Below are 21,302 nucleotides of genomic sequence, written 5' to 3'. Positions count from 1 at the left end.
TGCCTGTGCCGCTCTATTTCACATATTCCCGCGCGGCCTGCTCGAGCTGCCCATACAGGTAATCGGTGAAGGAACGCCAGACCTCGACGTGGAAGTCGTTCGCGCCCTTGCGCCACAGCACGATTTCCGCCTTGGCGTAGAGCGTGCGGGTGGCGGTGCCGACGGGAAAGGCCTTGGGGTCGAGGTCCAGCATGACGCCGGCATTGAGCACATCGGCAGCCAGCGAACCCGAGACCAGGATGCCGATATTGCGATGGCTGACATCCACCAGCGAATGCGGCTCCTGCACGGCCGCCTCGATGGCGGCGTAGGCCTCGGCCTCGGCATTCTCGGGCGCGAGCAGTAGCCACTCGTCGGGGCCGAGCTTGAAGGCGGTGCGGGTGCCGTCGGTGGCGGCGGTATTGAGAGCGGTCGGCAGCGCCAGCCCGAAGGCCTGGCCGGCCGCGACGGCAGCACTGTCCGGCCCGCGCAGCGCCAGGCGGGCGCCCCGCGGCGCCGCCTCGATGGTGAGGCGGCTGCGGGCGGTGATCGGCGCGATGCCGTCAAGCGGATCGCGGCGGGTTGCGATATCAGCCATTGAGCCGCGTTCCTTCCTTGTCGATGAAGATCGGATCGACCACCCTCACGGCGATCGAGCCGCCGGGCATCGGCACATAGACCGTCTCGCCATAGCGCGAGCGGCCACGCTCCAGATTGCACAAAGCGATGGAACGGCCGAGATTGGCGCTCCAATAGGCCGAGGTGACGTGGCCGAGAGCATGCTCGCCAAGGGCGGGCTGCGCCACTTCGGTGATCTGCGCCCCCTCTTCCAGCACCACGCCGGGATCGACGGTGAGGAGCCCGACGAACTGCTTGCGGTTGGGATCCTGCAGGTCCGGCCGCATCAGGCCACGCTTGCCGACGAAATCGGCCTTGGCCTTGCCCACGGCCCAGCCGACGCCCGCCTCATCCGGGGTCAGCGTACCGTCGGTGTCCTGGCCGACGATGATGTAGCCCTTCTCGGCGCGCAGCACATGCATCGCCTCGGTGCCATAGGCGCAGCCGTCATATTTGACGACCTCGGCATGGATGGCTTGCCAGACGGCCCGGCCATAGGCGGCCGGCACGTTCACCTCGAAGCCGGCTTCGCCGGTGAAGCTCATGCGGAACAGGCGGGTGGGAACGCCGCAGATGCGGCCTTCCTTGACCGACATATGCGGCATGCCGTCCTTGGAGATGTCGATGCCCTCGACCAGAGGCGCCAGCACGTCGCGGGCATGGGGGCCCTGCACGGCGATGACGGCCCATTGCTCGGTGGTGGAGGTGAACCAGACCTTGAGGTCGGTCCACTCGGTCTGGAGGTAGTCCTCCATATGCGAGAGCACGCGGGGCGCCCCGCCGGTGGTGGTGGTGACGTGGAAGCGGTCTGGCGCCATGCGGCCGACCACGCCGTCGTCATAGACGAAGCCGTCGTCGCGGGTCATGATGCCATAGCGCAGGCGGCCCGGCTCCAGCTTCATGAACGGGTTGACATAGATGCGGTGCATGAACTCGGCCGCATCCGGGCCGACCACCTCGATCTTGCCGAGGGTGGAGGCGTCGAACATGCCGACCTTGTCGCGCACCGTCTTGCATTCGCGGTTAACAGCGTCATGCATGCTCTCGCCGGCGCGCGGATAGTACCAGGCGCGCTTCCACAGGCCGACATCCTCGAAATCAGCGCCCATCTCGACCTCGGCCTCGTGCATCGCGGTCTTGCGCACGGGATCGAACAGGTCGCCACGCGCCGTGCCGGCGAACAGGCCGAAGGTGGTCGGCGTATAAGGCGGGCGGAAGGTGGTCAGGCCGACCTGCGGCACCTTCTTGTCAACAGCCTTGGCGGCGATGGCCAGCGCATTGATGTTGGAGGTCTTGCCCTGGTCGGTCGCCATGCCGGTGGTGGTGTAGCGCTTGACGTGCTCGATCGAGCGGAAGCCCTCGCGCGTCGCCAGCTTGATGTCCTTGGCGGTGACGTCATGCTGGAAATCGACGAAGGCCTTGACCCGGCTGGCATTGCGGTCATGCGGCAGCGCCCCGGTGTAGAACCCATCCTGAGAGGTCTCGCCAGCGACGTCGAAGGTCTTGAGGGCGCCCTTGTCGAAGCCGGCGTCACGCCCGGCCTCGTGGCCGGCGGCAAAGCCGTCATTGATCACCGCGCCGAAATCGAACACGCCGCGGCAGGCGCCGGCCGAACGCTCCTCGTCGCGGGCAAAGCCCGGCACGAAGATCTGCTTGGCCTCGTCGTAGCGCAGCTTGCCGCGCGACTGCGAGAACAGATGCACGGTCGGCGTCCAGCCGCCTGACATCAGCACGAGGTCGCAGGAGACCGTCTCCCGGTCCCTGACGGTGCCATCGGTACCAACTCGGCCGAGCCTGACTGCATTGACGCGCAGCCGCCCGCTGGTGCCCATCATCGTCGCGCCGAGGCTGACGCGAATGCCGGCCTCCCTGGCAACGCCGACCAGGGCGCCGCCATCGGGCCTGATGTCGGCGATCACGGCGATGTCGACGCCAGCGGCCTTGAGGTCGAGCGCGGCCTGATAGGCGCTGTCGCAGGCGGTGAACACCACCGCCCGGTTGCCCGGCTTGACGCCGTAGCGGTTGACATAGGTACGGGCCGAGTCGGCCAGCATGATGCCCGGCCGGTCGTTCTCCGGGAACACCAGCGGACGCTCGATCGCGCCGGCGGCGATGACGACCTGCTTGGCGCGCACCTGCCAGAGCCGCTCACGGGGCGTGCGGGCCTCGGGCTGGGCGACATGGTCGGTCAGCCTTTCGGCCAAGGCGACGAAATTGTCGGAATACCAGCCGAAAGCGGTGGTGCGCGGCATCAGCCGGACGCGATCGTTGAGGGCCAGCGACATGATGATGTCGGTGGCCCAGTCGCGTGCCGCCCGCCCTTCGATGGTCGCCGTGGTCTCCGAGAGCAGGGAGCCGCCGAGCTCGGCCTGCTCGTCGACCAGGATCACCGAGGCGCCGGTCTCGGCCGCGGCGATGGTGGCTGCCAGGCCTGCCGGCCCGGAACCCACCACCAGCACGTCGCAATGGGCAAAGCGGTTGAGGTAGCGATCGGGGTCGGCCACCTTGGGTGCCTCGCCGAAGCCAGCGGCAGCACGGATCCGGGGCTCGTAGACGTTCTTCCAGAAGCTCTGCGGCCACATGAAAGTCTTGTAGTAGAAACCCGAGGCCAGGAAGGGCGACATCGCGTCATTGACGGCACCGGCATCGAATTTCAGCGAAGGCCAGCGGTTCTGGCTGGTGGCGACGAGGCCCTCATAGAGCTCGACCTGCGTGGCGCGCAGATTGGGCGTGGTGCGGCCGGCGTCCCGGGACACCGTGACCATCGCGTTCGCCTCTTCCGAGCCCGCGGACATGATGCCGCGAGGCCGATGATATTTGAACGAGCGCCCGATCAGGTGCACACCGTTGGCGAGCAGGGCGGAAGCCAGCGTATCGCCGCGCACGCCCTGATAGGCGATGCCGTCGAAGGTGAAGTTGATCGGCTTGGCGCGATCGATGCGGCCGCCGGCCGCTGTCCGGAGGGAGGCGGTCACGCGCGCGCCTCCGTGTTGGAGGGCGTAGCGGCGGCAAGTTCGGCGGCCAGGGCCGCCAGATCGGGCTTGGGTTCGCCCTGCTTATAGGTCTTCACGAACTTGTCGGTCACGGTATGGCGCACGGCGTTGAAAAAGCGCGCGCAGCCATGCACATGGCGCCAGCGCTCGGCGATCAGCCCCTTGGGATTGGAGCGGGTGTAGAGGAAACCTTCCCAGACCTCGTCCGTCGGATTGTCGGCGAAGGCGGGGCGGGCAATATGGGCCTCGCCCATGTTGCGGAATTCCAGTTCCGGGCGATCCTGTTCGCAATAAGGGCAGCGGATGAGCAGCATGACGGTCCTCAGTGCGCGACGGCGGCAGCGGCCGCTTCGTCGATCAGGCGTCCGGTGCGGAAGCGATCGAGGGTGAAGGGAGCGGCGATCGGATGGGGTTCGCCCGTCGCCACCGTGTGGGCGAAGACGTGGCCCGAGCCCGGCGTCGCCTTGAAGCCGCCCGTGCCCCAGCCGCAATTGACGAACAGCCCTGATACCGGGGTCTTGGAGAGGATGGGCGAGCGGTCGGGCGTGACGTCGACGATGCCGCCCCAGTTGCGCATCATGCGGGTACGGCGCACCACCGGGAAGAGTTCGCAGATCGCATCGAGCGTGTGGGCCGCGATGTGCAGGCCGCCCGTCTGCGAATAGGAGACATACTGGTCGGTGCCGGCCCCGATGACGAGGTCGCCCTTGTCCGATTGCGACATATAGGCGTGCACGGTGTTGGACATCACCACGCAGGGCATGATCGGCTTCAGCGGTTCGGACACCAGCGCCTGCAGCGGATAGCTTTCCAGCGGCATGCGCACGCCGGCCATGTCCATCACCACCGAGGTGTGGCCGGCGGCGACCACGCCGAGCTTCTTGGTGCGGATCGTACCCCTGGAGGTCTCCACCCCGGCGATGGCGCCGGAGGGATCGCGCAGGATGCCGGTGACCTCGCAGTTCTGGATGATGTCGACGCCCAGAGCGTCGGCAGCGCGGGCATAGCCCCAGGCCACCGCATCGTGGCGGGCGACGCCGCCGCGCCGCTGCAGGGCGGCGCCCATGATCGGGTAGCGGATGTCCTTGGAGATGTTGAGGATCGGGCAGAATTCCTTCGCCTCTTCCGGCGTCAGCCATTCATTGTCGATGCCCGCCAGGCGGTTGGCATGGATATGGCGCTTGAAGACCTGGATGTCGTGCACATTGTGCGCCAGCATCATCACGCCGCGGGCCGAATACATCACGTTGTAGTTCAGCACCTGGGACAGGTTCTGCCACAGCTTCATCGCGTGGTCGTAGAGCTTGCCGCTCTCCTCCCACAGATAGTTGGAGCGGATGATGGTGGTGTTGCGGCCGGTATTGCCGCCGCCCAGCCAGCCCTTTTCGAGCACGGCGATATTGGTCATGCCATGCTCGGCGGCCATGTAATAGGCCGTGGCGAGGCCGTGCCCGCCAGCGCCGATGATGATGGCGTCGTAGCTGGCCTTCGGTTCGGGCGAGCGCCATTGCTCGGGCCAGTCCTGATGACCACGCAGCGCGTTGCGCGCCAGGGAAAAGACAGAAAACCGCACGTGTTGCCGCCCGTTGGATGGAGTCTTGAATGGCGCGACTATCATCATCCCGCCGATGACCAGTCTAGCACGGAAGCGACGCGCCTTTTGTCGCATTGGAAGAAATTGCACAAAAGGCCCTGTTCGCTAAGTCCTCAATAGGACGCATTTGGGATAGTATTTGACCATTGGGTCGCATCCCAATATCTCACATTTGTCAAATTACGACATTAAACGCGACATATGGTCGGGCCCACATCAGAATTCTTCAAAAAATGTCGCAATATCGTCCTGCCTCGTCGTTTCGGACAATGCGGTACAAACCGCCCCGCAACCGTCGCGTTTGACCATAATGGGCGCACAGATGCCCGATGCCATCACGAGGGCAAGCGCCCCATCCGGTGCGCTTTCCCGCCTCCGTCACGCTTCGTACCGCCGGCCCCCCGGCGGAGGTTCTAGGGAGAATCGCGTATGAATATCCGGCCGGATATCGGCGCCACGCATACCGTCGGCTTTCTGCTCACCCCGAATTTCTCGATGATCGCCTTCGCGGCGGCCGTGGAGGTCCTGCGCCTGACGAACTACGTCACCGGCGCAAAGGCCTTCGCCTGGCGGCTCTATTCGCCGGACGGCCAGCCGATCGAGGCCTCGAACGGCGTGGCATTGGCGGTCGACGGTTCCTATGGCGATGTCGGGCCGATGCCGGAGATCATCGTGTGTTCCGGCATGGACGTGCAGAAATACGATCACGGCCCGCTGATCGCCAAGCTGCGCAAGCTCGCCTTCTACGGCGTCTCGATCGGTGCGGTGTGCACAGGCACCTATATCCTGGCCCGGGCCGGCCTGCTCGACGGCCATCGCTGCGCCATCCACTGGGAAAACTACGACAGCTTCCGCGAGGAATTCCCCGAGATCGACGCCACGCAGGAACTGTTCGAGATCGACCGCAACCGCTTCACCTGCGCCGGCGGCACCGCCTCGATCGACATGATGCTGGCGCTGATCACGGCCAAGAAGGGCGCGGTGATCGCCGCTCTCGTCACCGACGAACTCATCCACCACCGCATGCGCGATTCCCATGAGCGCCAGCGCATGGAACTGCGCGCGCGCCTCGGCGTCTCCCATCCCAAGCTCCTCGCCGTGATCGGCGAGATGGACAAGCGCCTCGAACGCCCGGTCTCCTGCGCCCAGCTCGCCCGCACGGTGCGCCTGTCGCCGCGCCAGCTCGAGCGGCTGTTCCAGCGCTACCTCGACACCACGCCGACCCGCTACTACCTCGAAATGCGCCTCAACCGCGCCCGCCAGCTGCTGCGCCAGACCTCGATGCCGATCCTGTCGGTGGGCCTGGCCTGCGGCTTCGTCTCGGCCTCGCATTTCTCCAAATGCTATTCGGAGCATTTCGACCGCACGCCGTCCGAGGAACGCAAGGGCATGCGGGTCGAGCGCAACGTGGCGACAGCCATCGCCTGAGCCGCGGCTTCACAGCCAGATGGTCGGTCTCTCCGGCCTTGCGGCCACCGCTGCAATGCCGGTTGCTGTGTCGACTGCTGCCCACAGCATTGGCGGCGACCGACCGTTCCTGGCATGCGGCTGCCTGCCGATCCCGTCAATTCCCGCCCAGCAGCCCGGCGGCGATGTTGATCGCCAGGGCCAGGATGGTGGCGTTGAAGAAGAACGAGAACACCGCATGCGCGGCGACGATGCGGCGCATCAGCCGCGAGCGCAGATTGGTGTCGGATGTCGCCGAAGAAGCGCCAATCGCCACTGAGAAATAGACGAAATCCCAATAATCCGGCGGCTCGGGATCGCCACCGAAATCCAGGCTCGGCTTACCCGGGCGACCGCCGTCATTATAGTAGATATGGGCATAGTGGATGGCGAAGATGGTGTGGATGAAGAACCAGGAACAGACGATGGTCGCCACCATCAACGGCAGGGACAGGCTGTCGCCGCCGGCCTGGTCCTTGGTCGCCTGAAGCTCGACGATCACCCCGGCAAAGCTGAGGGCCGCGGCCAGCATCGACAGGACCAGGATGGTCACCGCCCCTTCGTCGAGGGAATCGGCCTTATGGGCGAAGCGCCCCGGCGGCAGGCGCGACAGGCTGTAGCTGACGATGACGACGAAGAATACGATGGTCAGGCACCACCCGGCCAGCAGGCGTTCGAGCCAGGGCAGGCCCGGGATCACGAGACCGAGCGCCATGCCGGCGACGAGGCTCCAGAGCAGGACCGGCCTGGCGGTCAGCGGACGCAGGAAATGCCTCACCCCGGAAACCTTGCTTGAGGTCTCATTTGCGTCTGTCCGCGGTGAAGCGGGCGGCAGCGCGCAGAACGTCCGCCTCGGCACCAAAACCGGAAAGGGCGGCGAGGGCATCACCGGTAAGACGCTCGAGCTCGGCCCGCGCCTTCTCCACGCCCCATAGGCCGACCAAGGTCGCCTTGCCGCGGCCGGCATCCTTGCCGGTGGCCTTGCCGAGTTCAGCGCTGGAGGCCTCGATGTCGAGAATGTCGTCGGCGATCTGGAAAGCGGCGCCCAGAGCGCGTCCATAGGACAGCAGGGTTTGATAGGTGGGCGCATCGGCGCGCCCGATTACGGCACCCATCTCCACCGCGCACGACAGGATCGCGCCCGTTTTCATCGCCTGGAGCTGGGCGATAGCCTGCGCCGAGAGCTCGGATGCTCCCTCGAAACGCCCTTCCGCTTCCAAGTCCAGCATCTGGCCGCCGGCCATGCCCGCGCCGCCGGCGGCCTTGGCCAGCAGGCGGACCAATTCGGCTCGCATGGCTGCATCGGTGCCGGTGGCGGCATCCGCCAGGGTCTCGAAGGCCAGGGTCTGCAGGGCATCGCCCGCCAGGATGGCGGTGGCCTCGTCATAGGCCAGATGCAGCGTCGGCTTGCCGCGCCGCAATTCGTCGTCATCCATCGCCGGCAGATCGTCATGGGCGAGGCTGTAGACGTGCACCAGTTCGATCGCCGCACCGGCGCGCAGGGCCGTGGTCAGATCGCCCTTGAGGAGCCGCGCCGCCTCGACCACCAGAAAGGGGCGCAGCCGCTTGCCGCCGCCCAACACCGCATAGCGCATCGCGCCCAGCAGCCGCGCCGGCACCGGGGGCGTGGTGGCGACATCGAAGATCGTCACCAGCACATCTTCGATCTCACTGGCGACGGAAGCGAGGCGGTGATGGAAATCGACGGTCATGAACTGCTCATAAAAACTTTCCTCTCCCGGGGCCGGGAGAGGATGACGCAAGATTGTCGGGAAGCAGCCCATGCCGGCTGCGATGATGGAACGCGGAACGGGCCGCCGTGTTCCATCGATCGTCTCAACTCCCGCTGACGGGCTGGGCAGCGCGGCTCAGGCCAGATACTGCCCGCCATTGATGCTCAGCGTCGAGCCGGTGATATAGCCCGAATCGTCGGAGCTCAGGAACACCACGGCGCGAGCGATTTCCTCGGGCTGGCCCAGGCGGCCGGTCGGGATCAGCGGCAGGATACGGGTTTCCAGCACCTTGGGGTCGATCGCCTGCACCATCTCCGTGCCGATATAGCCGGGAGCGATCACATTGGCCGTGATGCCCTTGGCCGCCCCTTCCAGGGCCAGCGCCTTGACGAAGCCGATATCGCCGGCCTTGGCGGCGGAATAATTGACCTGTCCGGCCTGGCCCTTCTGGCCGTTGATCGAGGAGATCACGATCACGCGGCCGAAACCGCGGTTGCGCATGCCCTCGATGACCGGGCGGGTCATGTTGAACAGGCTGTCGAGATTGGTACGGATGACGGCGGACCATTGGTCCTTGCTCATCTTGTGAAAGAAGCCGTCACGGGTGATGCCGGCATTGTTGACCAGGATGTCGACGGGGCCGAGATCCTTTTCCACCTGCGCCACCCCGGCGGCACAGGCATCGAAATCGCCGACGTCCCATTTATAGGTTGCAATGCCTGTTTCGGCCTTGAACTTGGCCGCTGCCTCGTCATTACCGGCATAGCTGGCGGCAACCGTGTGGCCGGCCGCCTTGAGCGCCTTGGAGATGGCTGCGCCGATGCCGCGCGTTCCGCCGGTGACGATTGCAACTCTGGTCATGGTGCCTCCTTGGTAACAATGGTGTTCTTCATTGGACTACAGCGTTTTGCGATTTGAGGGAGTGACCCGGAAGCGCAAAGACGCCCTGGCCAATCCGTTGGATGGGCCAGGAAACAAAGAGCTGGAGCAAAATGAGCGTTCAGTCGTGAACGCGCTGTGCTCCAGGAAGTCACGAACCGGTATTCGCCCCTGAGGACCGGTCCGGTACGTGCCCTCCCTCCCCTGTGCGTAAAGGGGCCGAGACCGAGGACGTCCCCTGTTCCTCCGATGGAGGAACCGCCCTTCCACAAGCCTCCCGCGGTGCCTGGCATTCACCAGGCCGCGAGACGCTTGCGCATCGCCGTGAGCCGATCAGCGCTCGACGGTCAAAGCGATGCCCATGCCGCCGCCGATGCACAGCGTGGCAATGCCCTTCTTGCCGCCGCGGCGGGCGAGCTCATGCAGCAACGTCACCAGCACGCGGGCGCCGGAGGCACCGATCGGATGGCCGATGGCGATGGCGCCGCCATTGACGTTGACGATGGACGGATCCCAGCCCATGTCCTTGTTGACGGCGAGGGCCTGCGCCGCAAAGGCCTCGTTGGCCTCGACCAGGTCGAGGTCCTTGACGCTCCAGCCCGCCTTTTCCAGCGCCTTGCGCGAAGCCGGGATCGGCCCCGTGCCCATGATGGCGGGATCGACGCCGGCGGTGGCCCAGGAGGCGATGCGGGCAAGCGGAGTGAGGCCGCGCTTCTCGGCATCCTTGGCGCTCATCAGCACCACGGCGGCCGCGCCGTCATTGATGCCGGAGGCATTGCCGGCGGTCACCGTGCCGTCCTTGCTGAACGCCGGGCGCAGCTTGGCCATGCCGTCGAGCGTAGCGCCATGGCGAGGATATTCGTCGGCATCCACGATGACGTCGCCCTTGCGGCCGGGCACGGTGATCGCGACGATCTCGTCCTTGAAGCGGCCTGCCTTCTGGGCGGCTTCTGCCTTGTTCTGCGAGGTGACGGCGAAGGCGTCCTGCTCCTCACGGGTGAGCTGCCAGCGAGCCGCGATGTTCTCGGCGGTCGTGCCCATGTGATAGCCCTGGAAGGCATCGATCAGGCCGTCCTTGAGCATGGAATCCAGGAACTTCACATCGCCCATCTTGGCGCCAGCGCGCAGATGCGCGACATGCGGGGCGAGCGACATCGATTCCTGGCCGCCGGCCACGATGACGGAGGCATCGCCATTGGCGATCTGCTGCAGGCCGAGGCCGACGGCGCGCAGGCCCGAGCCGCAGAGCTGGTTGAGGCCGAAGGCGGTCTTTTCCTGGGGCACACCGGCCGCCATCGCTGCCTGGCGGGCCGGATTCTGGCCGCCGCCGGCGCTCAGGACCTGGCCGAGGATGACCTCGTCGACCTCGCCGGCCTCTACCTTGGCGCGAGCCAGCGCTTCCTTGACGGCTGCCGCACCGAGCGTGTGGGCCGGCGTTGCTGCGAAGGCGCCGTTGAAGGAGCCGACCGGCGTGCGCGCGGCGCTGACGATGACGACATCACTCATGGCAATTTCACTCCTCTAGTGTTCCGTTCTGCGACGGCCCGGCGGACCAACTCTTTCAGAAGCAGACTTTCCCTGCTTCATCCTCGCAGGGATGAAGCAGGGAAAGTCTGCGAATCCTCCAAGTCCTTCAGATTGCGGTCGAGCCGATCACACGCCCGCTCAACCACCATCTGCCTGGGCATATGGGACGCTTGGCGCGCCGCCGTCAATGCGCCAGGTGAGTTTACCGCGCTTGCACAAAGATGTTTTCGCGACCGCGAAAAGAGCCTAGATTTGTCAGACCGTGGGGGTGATCATCCTTCCGGAAGAGCGATTCCGGAACGGGGTACCGTCGTCGGACGGGAAGCCGCCGCGGCGACCCGGGATGGTTCGGAATTTCCAGGCTTGTGCAGGCGAGCTCGTTCGGAAATTCTGCAGGGCAGGGACGAGCGTAAGGGGCAGTAGGATGGCGAAAGCTAAAGAGCCGACCACGATCAAGAAATACGCCAACCGGCGCCTCTACAACACGGGTACCTCGACCTATGTCACGCTCGAAGATCTCGGCGCCATGGTCAAGGCCGGCGAAGACTTCGTGGTCCACGATGCCAAGACCAACGAGGACATCACCCGCCAGGTGCTCACCCAGATCATCTTCGAGCAGGAGAACAAGGGCCAGAACCTGCTGCCGATCACTTTCCTGCGCCAGTTGATCCGCTTCTACGGCGACAGCATGCAGGCACTGGTGCCGAGCTTCCTCGAATTCTCCATCGACAATCTCACGCGGGATCAGCAGAAGCTGCGCGAGCAGATGACTCAGCATCTTACCAGCGGCTGGGGCCAGGCGCCCTGGGTCAATGGCGGTTTCGGTGCGCTCGAGGAGCAGGCCCGCAACAATATGGCCGCTTTCCAGCGCGCCTTCCGCCTGTTCTCGCCTTTCACCCAGCCCGACAGCGAGGATGTGAAGGAACCGGCCGCAACCGCAACTTCCAAGAGCAGCGACGACCTCGACACGCTCAAGAAGGAGCTGGCGGAGATGAAGTCGCGCCTCGATCGCATCAGCGACGATAAAAAATGAGCGCCGCTCGCCTTCTCCCGCAAGGGGAGAAGGCAGGTTGCCTCTCAAGTTCCGGTCAGCGCCATCGGGGCCTGGCGGCCGGCATCGCGCAGCCGCGGCAGTTCCAGCCGAAGCGAGCCCGCCGCCGTCCCCATCACACGGCTGCAGCCCCAGGTCACCAGCTGGCGGGCAATGATCTCGTCATCCACCCATTCGGCCGCCATGTCGAGACCTTGTCGTGCACCGGTCTCGATCAGGCTGCGCAGCGCGAAACGGCCCTGCGCAACCTGGTCGGCCATTTCGACCAGCACGCCGTTGAGCGTCACCTGGCGGACTTCGAGAGCCTGGAGTTCGGCGAAGTCGAGATGGCCTCCGCCGAAGCCGCCAATGCCGAGCCGGGCGCCGGAGGCGCGGATTGCGCGGCAGTAGCGGCCATTATTGTCGAGATCGGCCTTGGCCAGCGCCTCGTCGAGCTCGATGGTCAAGCGCTCGAAACTGTCGCCCGGGCCCCGGCGCGGATCGACGACGACCGGCAGGGGCAGGATCAGCTCGACACCGGGATGGCGGTCGAGCACCACGCCGGCCAGGTCCACCAGCCGCAGGGCGAGCCGGCGGACGAGGGCGCGGTCGCAGGCCGGGGTCAGCCAAGCCGGTTGCAGGGACGCCGGCTGCAGCGTGGCAGAAGCCGATGTTGCGCCATTGCCGGGCATACGGATGAAGGCGCGGGCCCGGAAAGCCTGGCGGCCCGCCGCCTGAGCCGCCAGCACCGGCTCGAAACCGAGGAAGACGCGGTCTTCGTTGAGCGCCAGCGCCAGGCGCTGCGCCGCATTTGCCGATGCGGCCTGGTGATCGCCTTCCGCGAAGATCGCGATGCCGCCCGGCGTTTCGCGCTCGCAGCGGTCGAGGGCCTGCTGCGCGGCGTGCAGGGCCGTCCCCGCAGTCTCCGCAGAGGGCGCGATGTGAACGGCGCCGATCGAGATCGTGGGCCGGATCATGCCGGCCTCTGCCTCCACGATGACGCGGTCGATCGCGAGCTGGAAGCGTTCCGCCGCCGCCCTGATGTCCTCGGCCCGGCAGCCGGGCAGCATCACGGCGAACTTGCCGTCCGCAATGCTGGTGAGGCTGTCGCCGATGCGCAGCACGCCGCGCAATCCGCGCATCACCTGGGCGCAGACGCGGTCCGCCACCACGGCGCCGAAGGCACCATGAAGGGCGCCGAGCTGGTCGATGGTGGCCAGGAACAGCCCGGCCTGCCGTCCCGCCGCACAGGCATCGGCCAGGGCGGCGGCGAAAACACGATCATGAATGCCGATCACCGTGTGGGCCGATGTCGCCGTCTCGTCTTCCGGGCATTCGGCCACGACACGCACCATGCCGCGCGCAACCACGGGGCGCCCGTCCGGCCCGGCGAACCAGCGTCCGCGATCCTCGATCCAGCGCTTCCGGCCAGCCGCATGCGGGCGGTAGCTGTAGCGCAGGCAATAGGGCGCGCCCTCCGTCGTTCCCCCATGCGGGCTCTGCAGGATGGCCTCGTGCCGGCCGCCAGGCCGGTCGAGATCGATCAGGCGGGCAAAGGCCCTGCCATCGGCGATGTCGGCTGCGGCCCGCACGCCGAGCACGGTGGACGCTCCGGCTCCCCAGGCGAGACGGTCGGTCTCCAGGCACCATTCGTAGCTGGCCTGGCCGAGGGCACCGAGAAGGGTGCCGGGATCGAGGATCGGCTGGTCGACACAGGTGCCGGAGGCCGGCACGGCACTATCATACATGCTTCGCGTCCTGCGCCCGCTGCATTGGGCGTAAAAGGGGAAGCAAGAACAATGCCGTGGAATGATTAATAGCTCGGAAAGACGGCCCCAGAATTACACGCTGCCGGCCACCATGGCGCGGATCACCACGCGCAGCAGGCGGGCAAGGCGCTGGTCGAGTTCGAGGCGGTTGGCATCCCGATCCGCTGCGATGGCCGCCGGGTCGATGAAGCGGTGCAGGGCATCGCCAAGAAAGGCGATCAGCCTCTCGTTCGAGCGCGCCCGGAAGAGTTCGATGGATCGCCCTTCGTCGACGACGCGTTCGATCAGGCTGCGGATGCGGCGGCGATGCTTGCGCACCACGGCACGGTTCTCGCCGATCGCCGACAACCAGGCGGCATAGAGATTGGGCTCCTGGTCGAGGCGCTCGCGATAGAGGCGCGCCAGCAGCAGCATCATGCGCTCGAGCTTGTCGTCGGCCGGGTCGGGCGCGTCGGCGACCACGGCGAGCTGGGTCTCCACCGCCTTGTGCCAGTCGGCGGTGACGGCGTCGATCAGCGCGTCCTTGGAGGCGAAATAGCGATAGACCGCGGCATGGCTGACCTGGGCCTCGCGGGCGACCGACACCACGGACGTGCGCTCCAGCCCGTGCTTGCGCACGTGATCGGTGGCAATATCCAAAAGCCGCGCGCCGGTCGGTTCGCTCTTGCCGCCCATCTCCTACCTCCCCGCGGGCTCAGCCATCCACCAGGGACGTCTTGGGCGGCGCCCGATGCGGCTGGGCGAGATAGGCCTCCGAACGCATTTCGATCAGGCGCGAAATGGTGCGCTGGAATTCGAAGCCCTCGCGTCCCTCCTGATAGGGATAGATCCCGGTTGGCTCCGTCGCCGCGGAGGCGACCAGCTTGGCACCGCGATCATAGAGGCAGTCGATGACCAGGATGAAACGCTTGGCTTCGTTGCGCTGCTCCTGCTTGAGCACCGGGATGTCGTCGATCAGCAACGTGTGGAAATGCTCGGCAAGGGCGAGATAGTCGGCCGAGCCCAGGGGCTGGCCGCAGAGTTCGGCGAAGGAGAAACGGGCGACGCCCATGGCGGCCTGCGGCACCTTCAGGGCACGGCCCTTGACGGTCAGCACCAGCGGCAGGCCCTCTTTCCTACCCGTAAGGCGCTCGAAGGCTGCATCCATCCCGGCGCGGACCTGCGGCCCGCTGCCGACCAGATAGGTCTCCCCGCCCGAAAGCTTCTCGAGGCGATAATCCGTGCGCGCCTCCAGCTTCACCACCTCCATATGCTGCTGCAGCAGGCCGATGAAGGGCAGGAAGAGGGCGCGGTTCAGGCCGTCCTCATAGAGCCGGTCGGGCACCACATTGGAGGTAGCGACCACCACCACGCCATGCGCGAACAGCTGCGTGAAGAGGCGCCCGAGGATCATGGCATCGGCAATGTCGGTGACGGAAAATTCGTCGAAGCACAGAAGCCTGGCTTCCCTGGCCAGCGCCTCGGCCACCGGGCCGATCGGATCGTCGCCCTTGACCCGCCCGGCGCGGATCTCGCTGCGATAGTGGAAGATGCGCTCATGCACGTCGTTCATGAAGGCGTTGAAATGCACGCGGCGATGGCTGATCCCGGCCGGGACCGCTTCGTGAAACAGGTCCATCAGCATGGTCTTGCCACGCCCGACCTCGCCCCAGATATAGAGGCCTTTCGGCACCGGCTTGGGTTTGGCCCGCCCGAACAGCCAGCCGAAGGCGCCGGACTTGCCTGTCGCCGACATCTCACCCAATCCATCCAGGACGGTCTGCAGGCGGGCGAGGACAACCTCCTGGGCTGCGTCGCGTTCAAGTCCGCCGGCGGCGACGAGGGCAAGGTAGCGGTCGAGCAGGGAAGTCGGGGCGGGTGCGTGCAAGGAAATGTCCCGTATCGTCGGTTTCTATTTGAGCGCTCGGTGGCCTTAACTATCTGACTTATGGCGAAAGAGACACCGGCCTTTGTCAGGCCCCGGCTCGATCCGGGCATCCAGTTGACCTGGTTTCATTGTCAAGCCCGGCGATGACAAGGACAGGAAGCTTCGATCAAACCCGCGCCGGCGGGGCATGCGGCACCATCTCATAGGGCGGCTTCCAGCCCGGCATGGCCGCGATGCGGGCGCGCCAGGCCAGGATGTTGGGATAGGCCGAAAGCGCCAGGCCCGTCTCCTCCTCGAAGAAGACATAGCCGGCCAGGGACAGGTCAGCGATGGTCAGGCGATCCGCCACCAGGAAATCCCGGCCAGCCAGATGCTTGTCGACGATGGCAAAGGCAGACTTGGCGCGCCCGCGCAGGAATTCGGTAACCGGACTCTCGCCGCTCTTCTGTAGGCCGACGATGAAGCGCAGGGTGGCGTAGTAGCTGGTGAATTTGTGGTTGTCGAACAGCATCCAGCGCAGGATCTCGCGCCGTTCGTCGGCATTGTCTGCGCCGAAGCGGCCGGTTTGCTCCGCGAGGTAGTCGAGAATCACGCCCGACTGGCTCAGCACCTTGCCGTCATGCAGCAGCACCGGCGCTTCGCCCATCTCGTTGACCGCGCGGAAATCGTCGGTGCGGGTCTCGCCATTGAAGAAATCGACCGGCAGGCGCTGCCACGGCGTGCCGGTCAGGGCCAGCATCAGCGCCACCTTGTAGCAATTGCCTGATTCACCAAAGGCGTAGAGCTTGTAGTCGGCCATGCGGATCTCCTCGTCGCGGCCAGTCATAGACAATAGAGCTGCAATGGCATAGGCCCGGCCCGCAGATGTGCCGCGCCGCCACGATAATGGCGGCGCCGACCGTGTTGACATCCGGCCCCCTCGTCGCTAGAACCCCGCATCTTTCGAATTTGGGAGCTCTTGCGTCTTCTCGCGTGCTCCAACCTGAGGCACGAGTACCATGAAGATCCGCAATTCGCTCAAGTCGCTGCGCACGCGCCATCGCGACAATCAGCTGGTCCGCCGCAAGGGCCGCGTCTACATCATCAACAAGACCCAGAAGCGCTACAAGGCCCGCCAGGGCTGATTTTGCGCCGATTTATCGGGTCTGCCGCGTTTGAACCCGGCCGCAGCGATGCGGCCGGGTTTTTGTCTTTGAATCCGCCACAATCTCGCGCCACTATCCCGGCATGAGGATCGCGATTCTGGCCCTGATCGGCATGCTTGCCGCCCCTGCCATCGCCCTGGCCGAGACCCGGCCGGCCGGCGATCCCGAGCTCGACCGCCTCTATGAGCGCCTTGCCAAGGCCCAGTCGGAAAAGGAAGCCGACAACATCGCGCTCGCCATCGAGCGCGTGGAGCTGCGCTCGGGCAGCGACACCACCGACCTCCTGATGGACCGGGCGCTGACGGCGATCAAGGCCTCGAATACCGACAAGGCCATCAAGATCCTCAATGCCGTGATCCATCTCAGGCCCGATTACGCCGAGGCCTGGAACAAGCGGGCCACCGCCTATTTCCTGAAAAAGGACTATGTTCGCTCGATCGCCGACGTCGCCGAGACGCTGCGGCGCAATCCGCGCGAATATGGCGCCTGGAACGGCTTGGCCATGATGCTGGTCGACCTGGGCGACAAGAAGAATGCCTATGAAGCGCTCAAACATGCCCTGGCGATCAATCCTCACATTGCCGGCGCCCGCAAGATGATGGACGAGCTCAAGCCCGAGGTCGAAGGGCGCGATATCTAAGTCCGGGCCGGCGGGCTGGAGATCGCCCCTCCCTGTTCCTGCGCCATCACCGCAAGGCCGTGGCCCCAAGCCTGCCATCCCGGGGGACTTTCGACCCGATTGCAAAACGGCTAGAAGCATATTTCCTACCGGTATCAGCACGCCAAAGGCCGCGATTGACCCTCTTTCTGCTCTTCATCGGCATTCTCCTCCTTGCCCATGTGCTCGGAGCCATCCAGGCCACCGCTGTCATCGCCGCTCGCATCGCTGCAGAAAATCCGCCCGAAGGCGTGTTCGCGCCCGTGCCCGGCGGACGGCTGCACCTGATCGATCTCGGTGCCGGCCATGGCAGCGAGAAGCTGCCGGTGCTGCTGCTGCATGGCGCCACCTCCAATGCCCGCGACATCGTCTTCGGCATCGGCGAGGACCTGGCACGCCAGCGTCGCGTGATCGCGGTGGACCGGCCGGGGCATGGCTGGAGCGACCGGCCGAACGGCCGCGGCGATGCCGCCACCGCGGCACAGGCCAAGCTGGTGATGGCAGCCCTGGATGCGCACAGCGTGGACCGCTTCATCGTCGTCGGCCATTCCCTGGCCGGCTCCCTCGCCACGCTGCTGGCCGTCGAATACAAGGATCGGGTTGCCGGCCTGGTGGTGCTGGCCGGAGCCACCCATCCCTGGCCGGGTGGCATCAACTGGTATTACCGCCTCGCCGCCCTGCCGGTGCTCGGGCGGCTTTTCGTGCACACCGTGATGACCCCGGTTGGCAGCTGGGGCCTGAAGAAGTCGGTCGACGACTCCTTCAGGCCGGGCGAAGCGCCGACCGATTATGTCCGCAAGGCCAGCGCCGCGCTGGTACTGCGGCCAAACGAGTTCCGCTGGAACGGGCAGGATGTCGCCGTCCTCAAGGCCTGCCTGACGGCCCAGTCTTCCCGCTATCACGAGATCACCGTCCCCACCGCCATCGTCGCCGATCCGGCCGATCATGTGGTGTCGACCAGCATCCATGCCGAGGCGCTGCATCGGCAGGTGCAGGGGTCCCGTCTGGTCCTGGTTCCCGGTGGCGGCCATCAGATCCACTACACGGCCAAGCAAATGGTGCTGGAGGCGATCGGCAGCGTCGCCCAGGCAGCCGACGAGCGCGACTCGATGCGGCAAGCCGCACAATAGTTAGCTGACTATTTAAAAACAGCTCGGAAGTGCGACTTCACAAAGATGCCGACGTGCCCCAGCCGGGTCGGGCGAACGATCACCCGTCTTTGGCGACTTTCGGCAGGACATTGAGATTTGGAGCCATTGAATCAAAAAATTAGCCGGCAATATTATTGCCGGCTAACTTGTCTATGAAACTGTCGCGACGCAGCCATCAGGCCCCTTCGCCACCATCCGCTCCGATCACGGCGATACGCACCATATTGGTCGCGCCCGGCGTGCCGAAGGGAATACCCGCCATGATCAGCACGCGCTGGCCGGTCTGCGCGAAACCGTCTTGCGAGGCATGGCGGCAGGCGCGATCGACCATGTCGCCGATGTCGCGGGCATCGTCGGTCAGCACGGCATGGACACCCCAGACCAAAGCGAGGCGGCGCGCCGTGCCGACATTGGGCGTCAGCGCCAGCAGGGGCTTCTCGGCACGTTCGCGAGCGATGCGGATGCCGGTCGAACCCGAGGCCGTCCAGGCGATCAGGGCGGCGAGATCGAGCGTTTCGGAGATGGTGCGCGCGGCGGCTGCAATGGCGTCGGCGCCGGTCTGCTCGGGTTCGCTGCGCTGGGCGTTGATGATGGTACGGTGCAGGACGTCGCGCTCGACCTCCTCGGCGATGCGGTTCATGGTCGCGACCGCCTCGCGCGGGAATTCGCCGGCAGCGCTCTCGGCCGAAAGCATCACGGCATCGGCGCCCTCATAGACGGCCGTCGCCACGTCCGACACTTCGGCGCGCGTCGGCACGGGCGAGGTGATCATCGATTCCAGCATCTGGGTCGCCACCACGACCGGCTTGCCGAGCTTGCGCGCACCGCGCACGATGCGCTTCTGCAGGCCGGGCACCTTTTCGAGCGGCAGTTCGACACCGAGGTCGCCGCGCGCCACCATCAGGGCGTCGGAGGCTTCGAAGATTTCGTCGAGACGCAGGATCGCCTGGGGCTTTTCAATCTTCGACATCACCAGGGCGCGGCCCTGGATGATCTCGCGCGCCTCCAGGATGTCCTCGGGACGCTGCACGAAGGAGAGGGCCACGATGTCGACGCCGGCGCCGAGCCCGGCCTCCAGATCGGCATGATCCTTGGGCGTCATCGCCGAGACGGCGATCTCGGTATCGGGCAGCGAAACGCCCTTGCGGTTCGACATCTTGCCGCCGACGATGACCTCGGTGACGGCGCGGTCGCCGGTCGCCTCGGTGGTCTTCAGCCGCACCTTGCCGTCATCGAGCAGCAGGGTATGGCCGGGCCGCAGGGCGGACAGGATTTCCGGATGGGGCAGGTAGACACGGCTGGCATCGCCAGGCGTCGGGTCCGAATCGAGGGTAAAGCTGGTCCCATTGGCCAGTTGCACAGCGCCACCGGCGAATTCGCCGATCCGCAGCTTGGGGCCCTGAAGGTCGAGCAGGATGCCGATCGGCCGGCCGCATTCCTTCTCGACGTCACGAATCAGGCCCACCATTTCGCGCATGCGGTCATGCGAGGTGTGGCTCATATTGATGCGGAACAGGTCTGCACCGGCGCGAAACAAATGGGCGATCATCTCCCGCGACGACGAGGCAGGACCCAAGGTGGCGAGAATTTTTACTTTTCGCTGGCGTCGCATACGACTGTTTCTTTCTTATCTTGGTTTTTTGCGCGGATCTCGTGGCGCTGACACAGCGCATCCGCAAGGATGAGATGGCACTCTAGTCCGATTTTCACGCCAGTTAAGTGACATAAATGCCACGCTGGCCCGCTAATTCGCCCCTAGCGTTTTGCGATCGAGCGGAATCACCTCGAATCGCAAAGACGCGTCCCCTGAACGAATGCGGTTCACCTAAGCGTCTATGTTTTTGTTCGATCTTCGTCATTGCCGGGCTTGACCCGGCAATCCAGCCTGGATCTCCGCCTTGCGCGTGTGGCTTCTGAATAGCCGGGTCAAGCCCGGCTATGACAATTGGGAGCGGCTCCTCCTTCAATGGACTGCATTAGTACCCTGAACGGGCTTGGCTCTAGGGTGCCGAGGGTGGTCGCTCGGGCGGCAGAGGGGGCGCGGGCGTGGTTGGTGTCCCTTCCGCAGGGGGAGGACCGTCGGCACCGGGCTGCGGCGGCGCCCCGTCCTGAGGCGGATTGGCCGGGGCGGGCGGGCTCACTGCTGGCGGGTTCGGCGACTCCCCGGCGGGCTGCGCAGGTGCGGCAGGAGCCGGCACATCCTGCGGCGTCATCGGCGACGGCGCCGCGGGGGAGACCACCGGCGGCGTGGTCACGACCGGCGGATTGGCCGGGGCGGGCGCCGCGCCGGAGGCGGGTGGGACAGCCGGTACCGGTGCGGCCGGAGCCGAAGGCCCTTGCGCGGGAGGCATGTCGGCTGGAGCGTTCGATTTGGGCTTCGCCCCGTTCTGAGCCTGCTCGGAAAGCTGGACCGTCCAGGCCTTCTGTTCGCTGGTGTCGATCTCGAAAAAGCCGGTACGGTTATAGCCACGCGCCAGGCAGTTCTCGAAACCGCGAATGGTGAATTCCTTGTCGCGCGAGCACATGAAGGCGTTGCCGCTCCATTCCCCGCCCTGGTCGTAATCGACCGCATAGACGTAATAGAACCGTGCCGCCAGCGGGCCCTTCAGGATGGACTCGCAACTGCGCGCCGCGACATTCCACCAGCCCTCGGTGAGCCAACCCTGCTTGTCGCGATAGCCGACGGCAACCCCCACCCGGCTGGAGGTGTTGTTGCACAGGCGGAAATCAGCCATGGCCGGGCCGGCGGCGAACAAGGATGCCAGGCAGGTCACGGCCGCGGCGAGCGGGAGGCGAAGAGAGGAAGAGATCATCCGGAGCGATTCGGCCTTGGGAGCCCTCTTGATACCGTTTCGTTCGGACGCAAGAAAGGCGGCAAGAAGGCGTAGACCGCGGTTGCCACCATTGATTTCT

The 21,302-nt window shown here is 65.7% G+C and carries 19 protein-coding genes; 5 read left to right on the top strand and 14 right to left on the bottom strand.

Features of this window, described 5'->3' with window-relative positions; genetic code table 11:
- Positions 1-13: 13 nt before the first annotated feature.
- The 4 genes from QM672_RS08840 to QM672_RS08825 are packed head-to-tail and all read right to left on the bottom strand — an operon-like array spanning position 14 to position 5,163.
- Positions 14-577 (bottom strand): sarcosine oxidase subunit gamma, encoded by a 564-nt coding sequence (locus QM672_RS08840; protein ID WP_415082003.1) that lies wholly within the window; start codon positions 575-577, stop codon positions 14-16.
- Positions 570-3,572, bottom strand: a complete 3,003-nt coding sequence (locus QM672_RS08835; protein WP_415082001.1) for a sarcosine oxidase subunit alpha family protein — start codon at positions 3,570-3,572, stop codon at positions 570-572. Before QM672_RS08835 ends, QM672_RS08840 begins: the two co-directional genes overlap by 8 nt.
- Positions 3,569-3,904: a sarcosine oxidase subunit delta gene (locus QM672_RS08830; protein ID WP_311933986.1), complete on the bottom strand. Its 336-nt coding sequence runs from the start codon at positions 3,902-3,904 to the stop codon at positions 3,569-3,571. The genes QM672_RS08835 and QM672_RS08830 overlap by 4 nt, the downstream gene beginning before the upstream one ends.
- Before the next feature lie 8 nt (positions 3,905-3,912).
- Complete coding sequence (locus QM672_RS08825) at positions 3,913-5,163, bottom strand: sarcosine oxidase subunit beta family protein (RefSeq protein ID WP_367623467.1); 1,251 nt, start codon at positions 5,161-5,163, stop codon at positions 3,913-3,915.
- Between the two features lie 450 nt (positions 5,164-5,613).
- Here QM672_RS08825 and QM672_RS08820 point away from each other — a divergent pair, with 450 nt between their 5' ends.
- Positions 5,614-6,612 (top strand): GlxA family transcriptional regulator, encoded by a 999-nt coding sequence (locus QM672_RS08820; RefSeq protein ID WP_082979449.1) that lies wholly within the window; start codon positions 5,614-5,616, stop codon positions 6,610-6,612.
- Between the two features lie 136 nt (positions 6,613-6,748).
- Here QM672_RS08820 and QM672_RS08815 read toward each other — a convergent pair whose 3' ends face one another.
- From QM672_RS08815 to QM672_RS08800, 4 genes are all read right to left on the bottom strand, one after another.
- On the bottom strand, positions 6,749-7,408 hold the full coding sequence (locus QM672_RS08815) for a DUF1345 domain-containing protein (protein ID WP_311933988.1): 660 nt from the start codon (positions 7,406-7,408) through the stop codon (positions 6,749-6,751).
- A 22-nt stretch (positions 7,409-7,430) separates the two neighbouring features.
- Positions 7,431-8,342, bottom strand: coding sequence for a farnesyl diphosphate synthase (locus tag QM672_RS08810; RefSeq protein ID WP_311933989.1), 912 nt, complete (start codon positions 8,340-8,342; stop codon positions 7,431-7,433).
- A gap of 156 nt (positions 8,343-8,498) precedes the next feature.
- Positions 8,499-9,224: an acetoacetyl-CoA reductase gene (gene phbB, locus QM672_RS08805; protein ID WP_311933990.1), complete on the bottom strand. Its 726-nt coding sequence runs from the start codon at positions 9,222-9,224 to the stop codon at positions 8,499-8,501.
- A gap of 351 nt (positions 9,225-9,575) precedes the next feature.
- The gene (locus QM672_RS08800) at positions 9,576-10,748 is read right to left on the bottom strand and encodes an acetyl-CoA C-acetyltransferase (RefSeq protein WP_415081999.1); all 1,173 of its coding nucleotides are present in this window, start codon (positions 10,746-10,748) and stop codon (positions 9,576-9,578) included.
- A gap of 445 nt (positions 10,749-11,193) precedes the next feature.
- On the opposite strand from QM672_RS08800, the gene phaR reads away from it, so the two are divergent.
- Entirely contained in the window at positions 11,194-11,802 is a 609-nt protein-coding gene (phaR, locus tag QM672_RS08795) for a polyhydroxyalkanoate synthesis repressor PhaR (protein WP_394310840.1), read from the top strand.
- A gap of 44 nt (positions 11,803-11,846) precedes the next feature.
- Here the strand turns inward: phaR and QM672_RS08790 are convergent, their stop codons facing one another.
- The 4 genes from QM672_RS08790 to QM672_RS08775 all read right to left on the bottom strand — a co-directional run bounded on the left by QM672_RS08790 (position 11,847) and on the right by QM672_RS08775 (position 16,234).
- Positions 11,847-13,547: an EAL domain-containing protein gene (locus QM672_RS08790; protein WP_311933992.1), complete on the bottom strand. Its 1,701-nt coding sequence runs from the start codon at positions 13,545-13,547 to the stop codon at positions 11,847-11,849.
- 93 nt (positions 13,548-13,640) lie between these two features.
- Positions 13,641-14,243: a TetR/AcrR family transcriptional regulator gene (locus tag QM672_RS08785; protein ID WP_322432528.1), complete on the bottom strand. Its 603-nt coding sequence runs from the start codon at positions 14,241-14,243 to the stop codon at positions 13,641-13,643.
- A gap of 19 nt (positions 14,244-14,262) precedes the next feature.
- A complete protein-coding gene (gene zapE, locus QM672_RS08780) occupies positions 14,263-15,441 on the bottom strand; it encodes a cell division protein ZapE (RefSeq protein WP_415082057.1) in 1,179 nt (392 codons plus the stop codon).
- A gap of 160 nt (positions 15,442-15,601) precedes the next feature.
- Positions 15,602-16,234, bottom strand: coding sequence for a glutathione S-transferase family protein (locus QM672_RS08775; protein WP_311933994.1), 633 nt, complete (start codon positions 16,232-16,234; stop codon positions 15,602-15,604).
- A 199-nt stretch (positions 16,235-16,433) separates the two neighbouring features.
- Between QM672_RS08775 and ykgO the strand changes: the two genes are divergently transcribed.
- From ykgO to QM672_RS08760, 3 genes are all read left to right on the top strand, one after another.
- Entirely contained in the window at positions 16,434-16,559 is a 126-nt protein-coding gene (gene ykgO, locus QM672_RS08770) for a type B 50S ribosomal protein L36 (RefSeq protein ID WP_068283257.1), read from the top strand.
- Positions 16,560-16,662: 103 nt separating this feature from the next.
- A complete protein-coding gene (locus QM672_RS08765; protein ID WP_367623470.1) occupies positions 16,663-17,220 on the top strand; it encodes a tetratricopeptide repeat protein in 558 nt (185 codons plus the stop codon).
- A gap of 155 nt (positions 17,221-17,375) precedes the next feature.
- Positions 17,376-18,368: an alpha/beta fold hydrolase gene (locus QM672_RS08760; RefSeq protein ID WP_415081995.1), complete on the top strand. Its 993-nt coding sequence runs from the start codon at positions 17,376-17,378 to the stop codon at positions 18,366-18,368.
- Positions 18,369-18,564: 196 nt separating this feature from the next.
- On the opposite strand, the gene pyk is transcribed toward QM672_RS08760, so the two are convergent.
- On the bottom strand, positions 18,565-20,001 hold the full coding sequence (pyk, locus tag QM672_RS08755) for a pyruvate kinase (protein ID WP_311933998.1): 1,437 nt from the start codon (positions 19,999-20,001) through the stop codon (positions 18,565-18,567).
- Positions 20,002-20,389: 388 nt separating this feature from the next.
- Entirely contained in the window at positions 20,390-21,202 is an 813-nt protein-coding gene (locus QM672_RS08750; RefSeq protein ID WP_415081992.1) for a DUF1036 domain-containing protein, read from the bottom strand.
- Positions 21,203-21,302 lie beyond the last annotated feature (100 nt).

Origin of the sequence: Labrys sp. (in: a-proteobacteria), from assembly GCF_047605565.1 — a bacterium.
GTDB classification, from domain to species: Bacteria; Pseudomonadota; Alphaproteobacteria; order Rhizobiales; family Labraceae; genus Labrys; species Labrys neptuniae.
Note: the sequence above shows the minus strand (reverse complement) of the source record. Positions and strands in the feature narration are given on the sequence as shown.

Coding starts and splice junctions, on each gene's coding strand:
- QM672_RS08750 (WP_415081992.1), bottom strand. CDS start 21,202: ATGATCTCTTCCTCTCTTCGCCTCCCGCTCGCCGCGGCCGTGACCTGC.
- QM672_RS08820 (WP_082979449.1), top strand. CDS start 5,614: ATGAATATCCGGCCGGATATCGGCGCCACGCATACCGTCGGCTTTCTG.
- phaR (WP_394310840.1), top strand. CDS start 11,194: ATGGCGAAAGCTAAAGAGCCGACCACGATCAAGAAATACGCCAACCGG.
- QM672_RS08785 (WP_322432528.1), bottom strand. CDS start 14,243: ATGGGCGGCAAGAGCGAACCGACCGGCGCGCGGCTTTTGGATATTGCC.
- QM672_RS08790 (WP_311933992.1), bottom strand. CDS start 13,547: ATGTATGATAGTGCCGTGCCGGCCTCCGGCACCTGTGTCGACCAGCCG.
- QM672_RS08810 (WP_311933989.1), bottom strand. CDS start 8,342: ATGACCGTCGATTTCCATCACCGCCTCGCTTCCGTCGCCAGTGAGATC.
- ykgO (WP_068283257.1), top strand. CDS start 16,434: ATGAAGATCCGCAATTCGCTCAAGTCGCTGCGCACGCGCCATCGCGAC.
- pyk (WP_311933998.1), bottom strand. CDS start 20,001: ATGCGACGCCAGCGAAAAGTAAAAATTCTCGCCACCTTGGGTCCTGCC.
- phbB (WP_311933990.1), bottom strand. CDS start 9,224: ATGACCAGAGTTGCAATCGTCACCGGCGGAACGCGCGGCATCGGCGCA.
- QM672_RS08775 (WP_311933994.1), bottom strand. CDS start 16,234: ATGGCCGACTACAAGCTCTACGCCTTTGGTGAATCAGGCAATTGCTAC.
- QM672_RS08830 (WP_311933986.1), bottom strand. CDS start 3,904: ATGCTGCTCATCCGCTGCCCTTATTGCGAACAGGATCGCCCGGAACTG.
- QM672_RS08800 (WP_415081999.1), bottom strand. CDS start 10,748: ATGAGTGATGTCGTCATCGTCAGCGCCGCGCGCACGCCGGTCGGCTCC.
- QM672_RS08765 (WP_367623470.1), top strand. CDS start 16,663: ATGAGGATCGCGATTCTGGCCCTGATCGGCATGCTTGCCGCCCCTGCC.
- QM672_RS08840 (WP_415082003.1), bottom strand. CDS start 577: ATGGCTGATATCGCAACCCGCCGCGATCCGCTTGACGGCATCGCGCCG.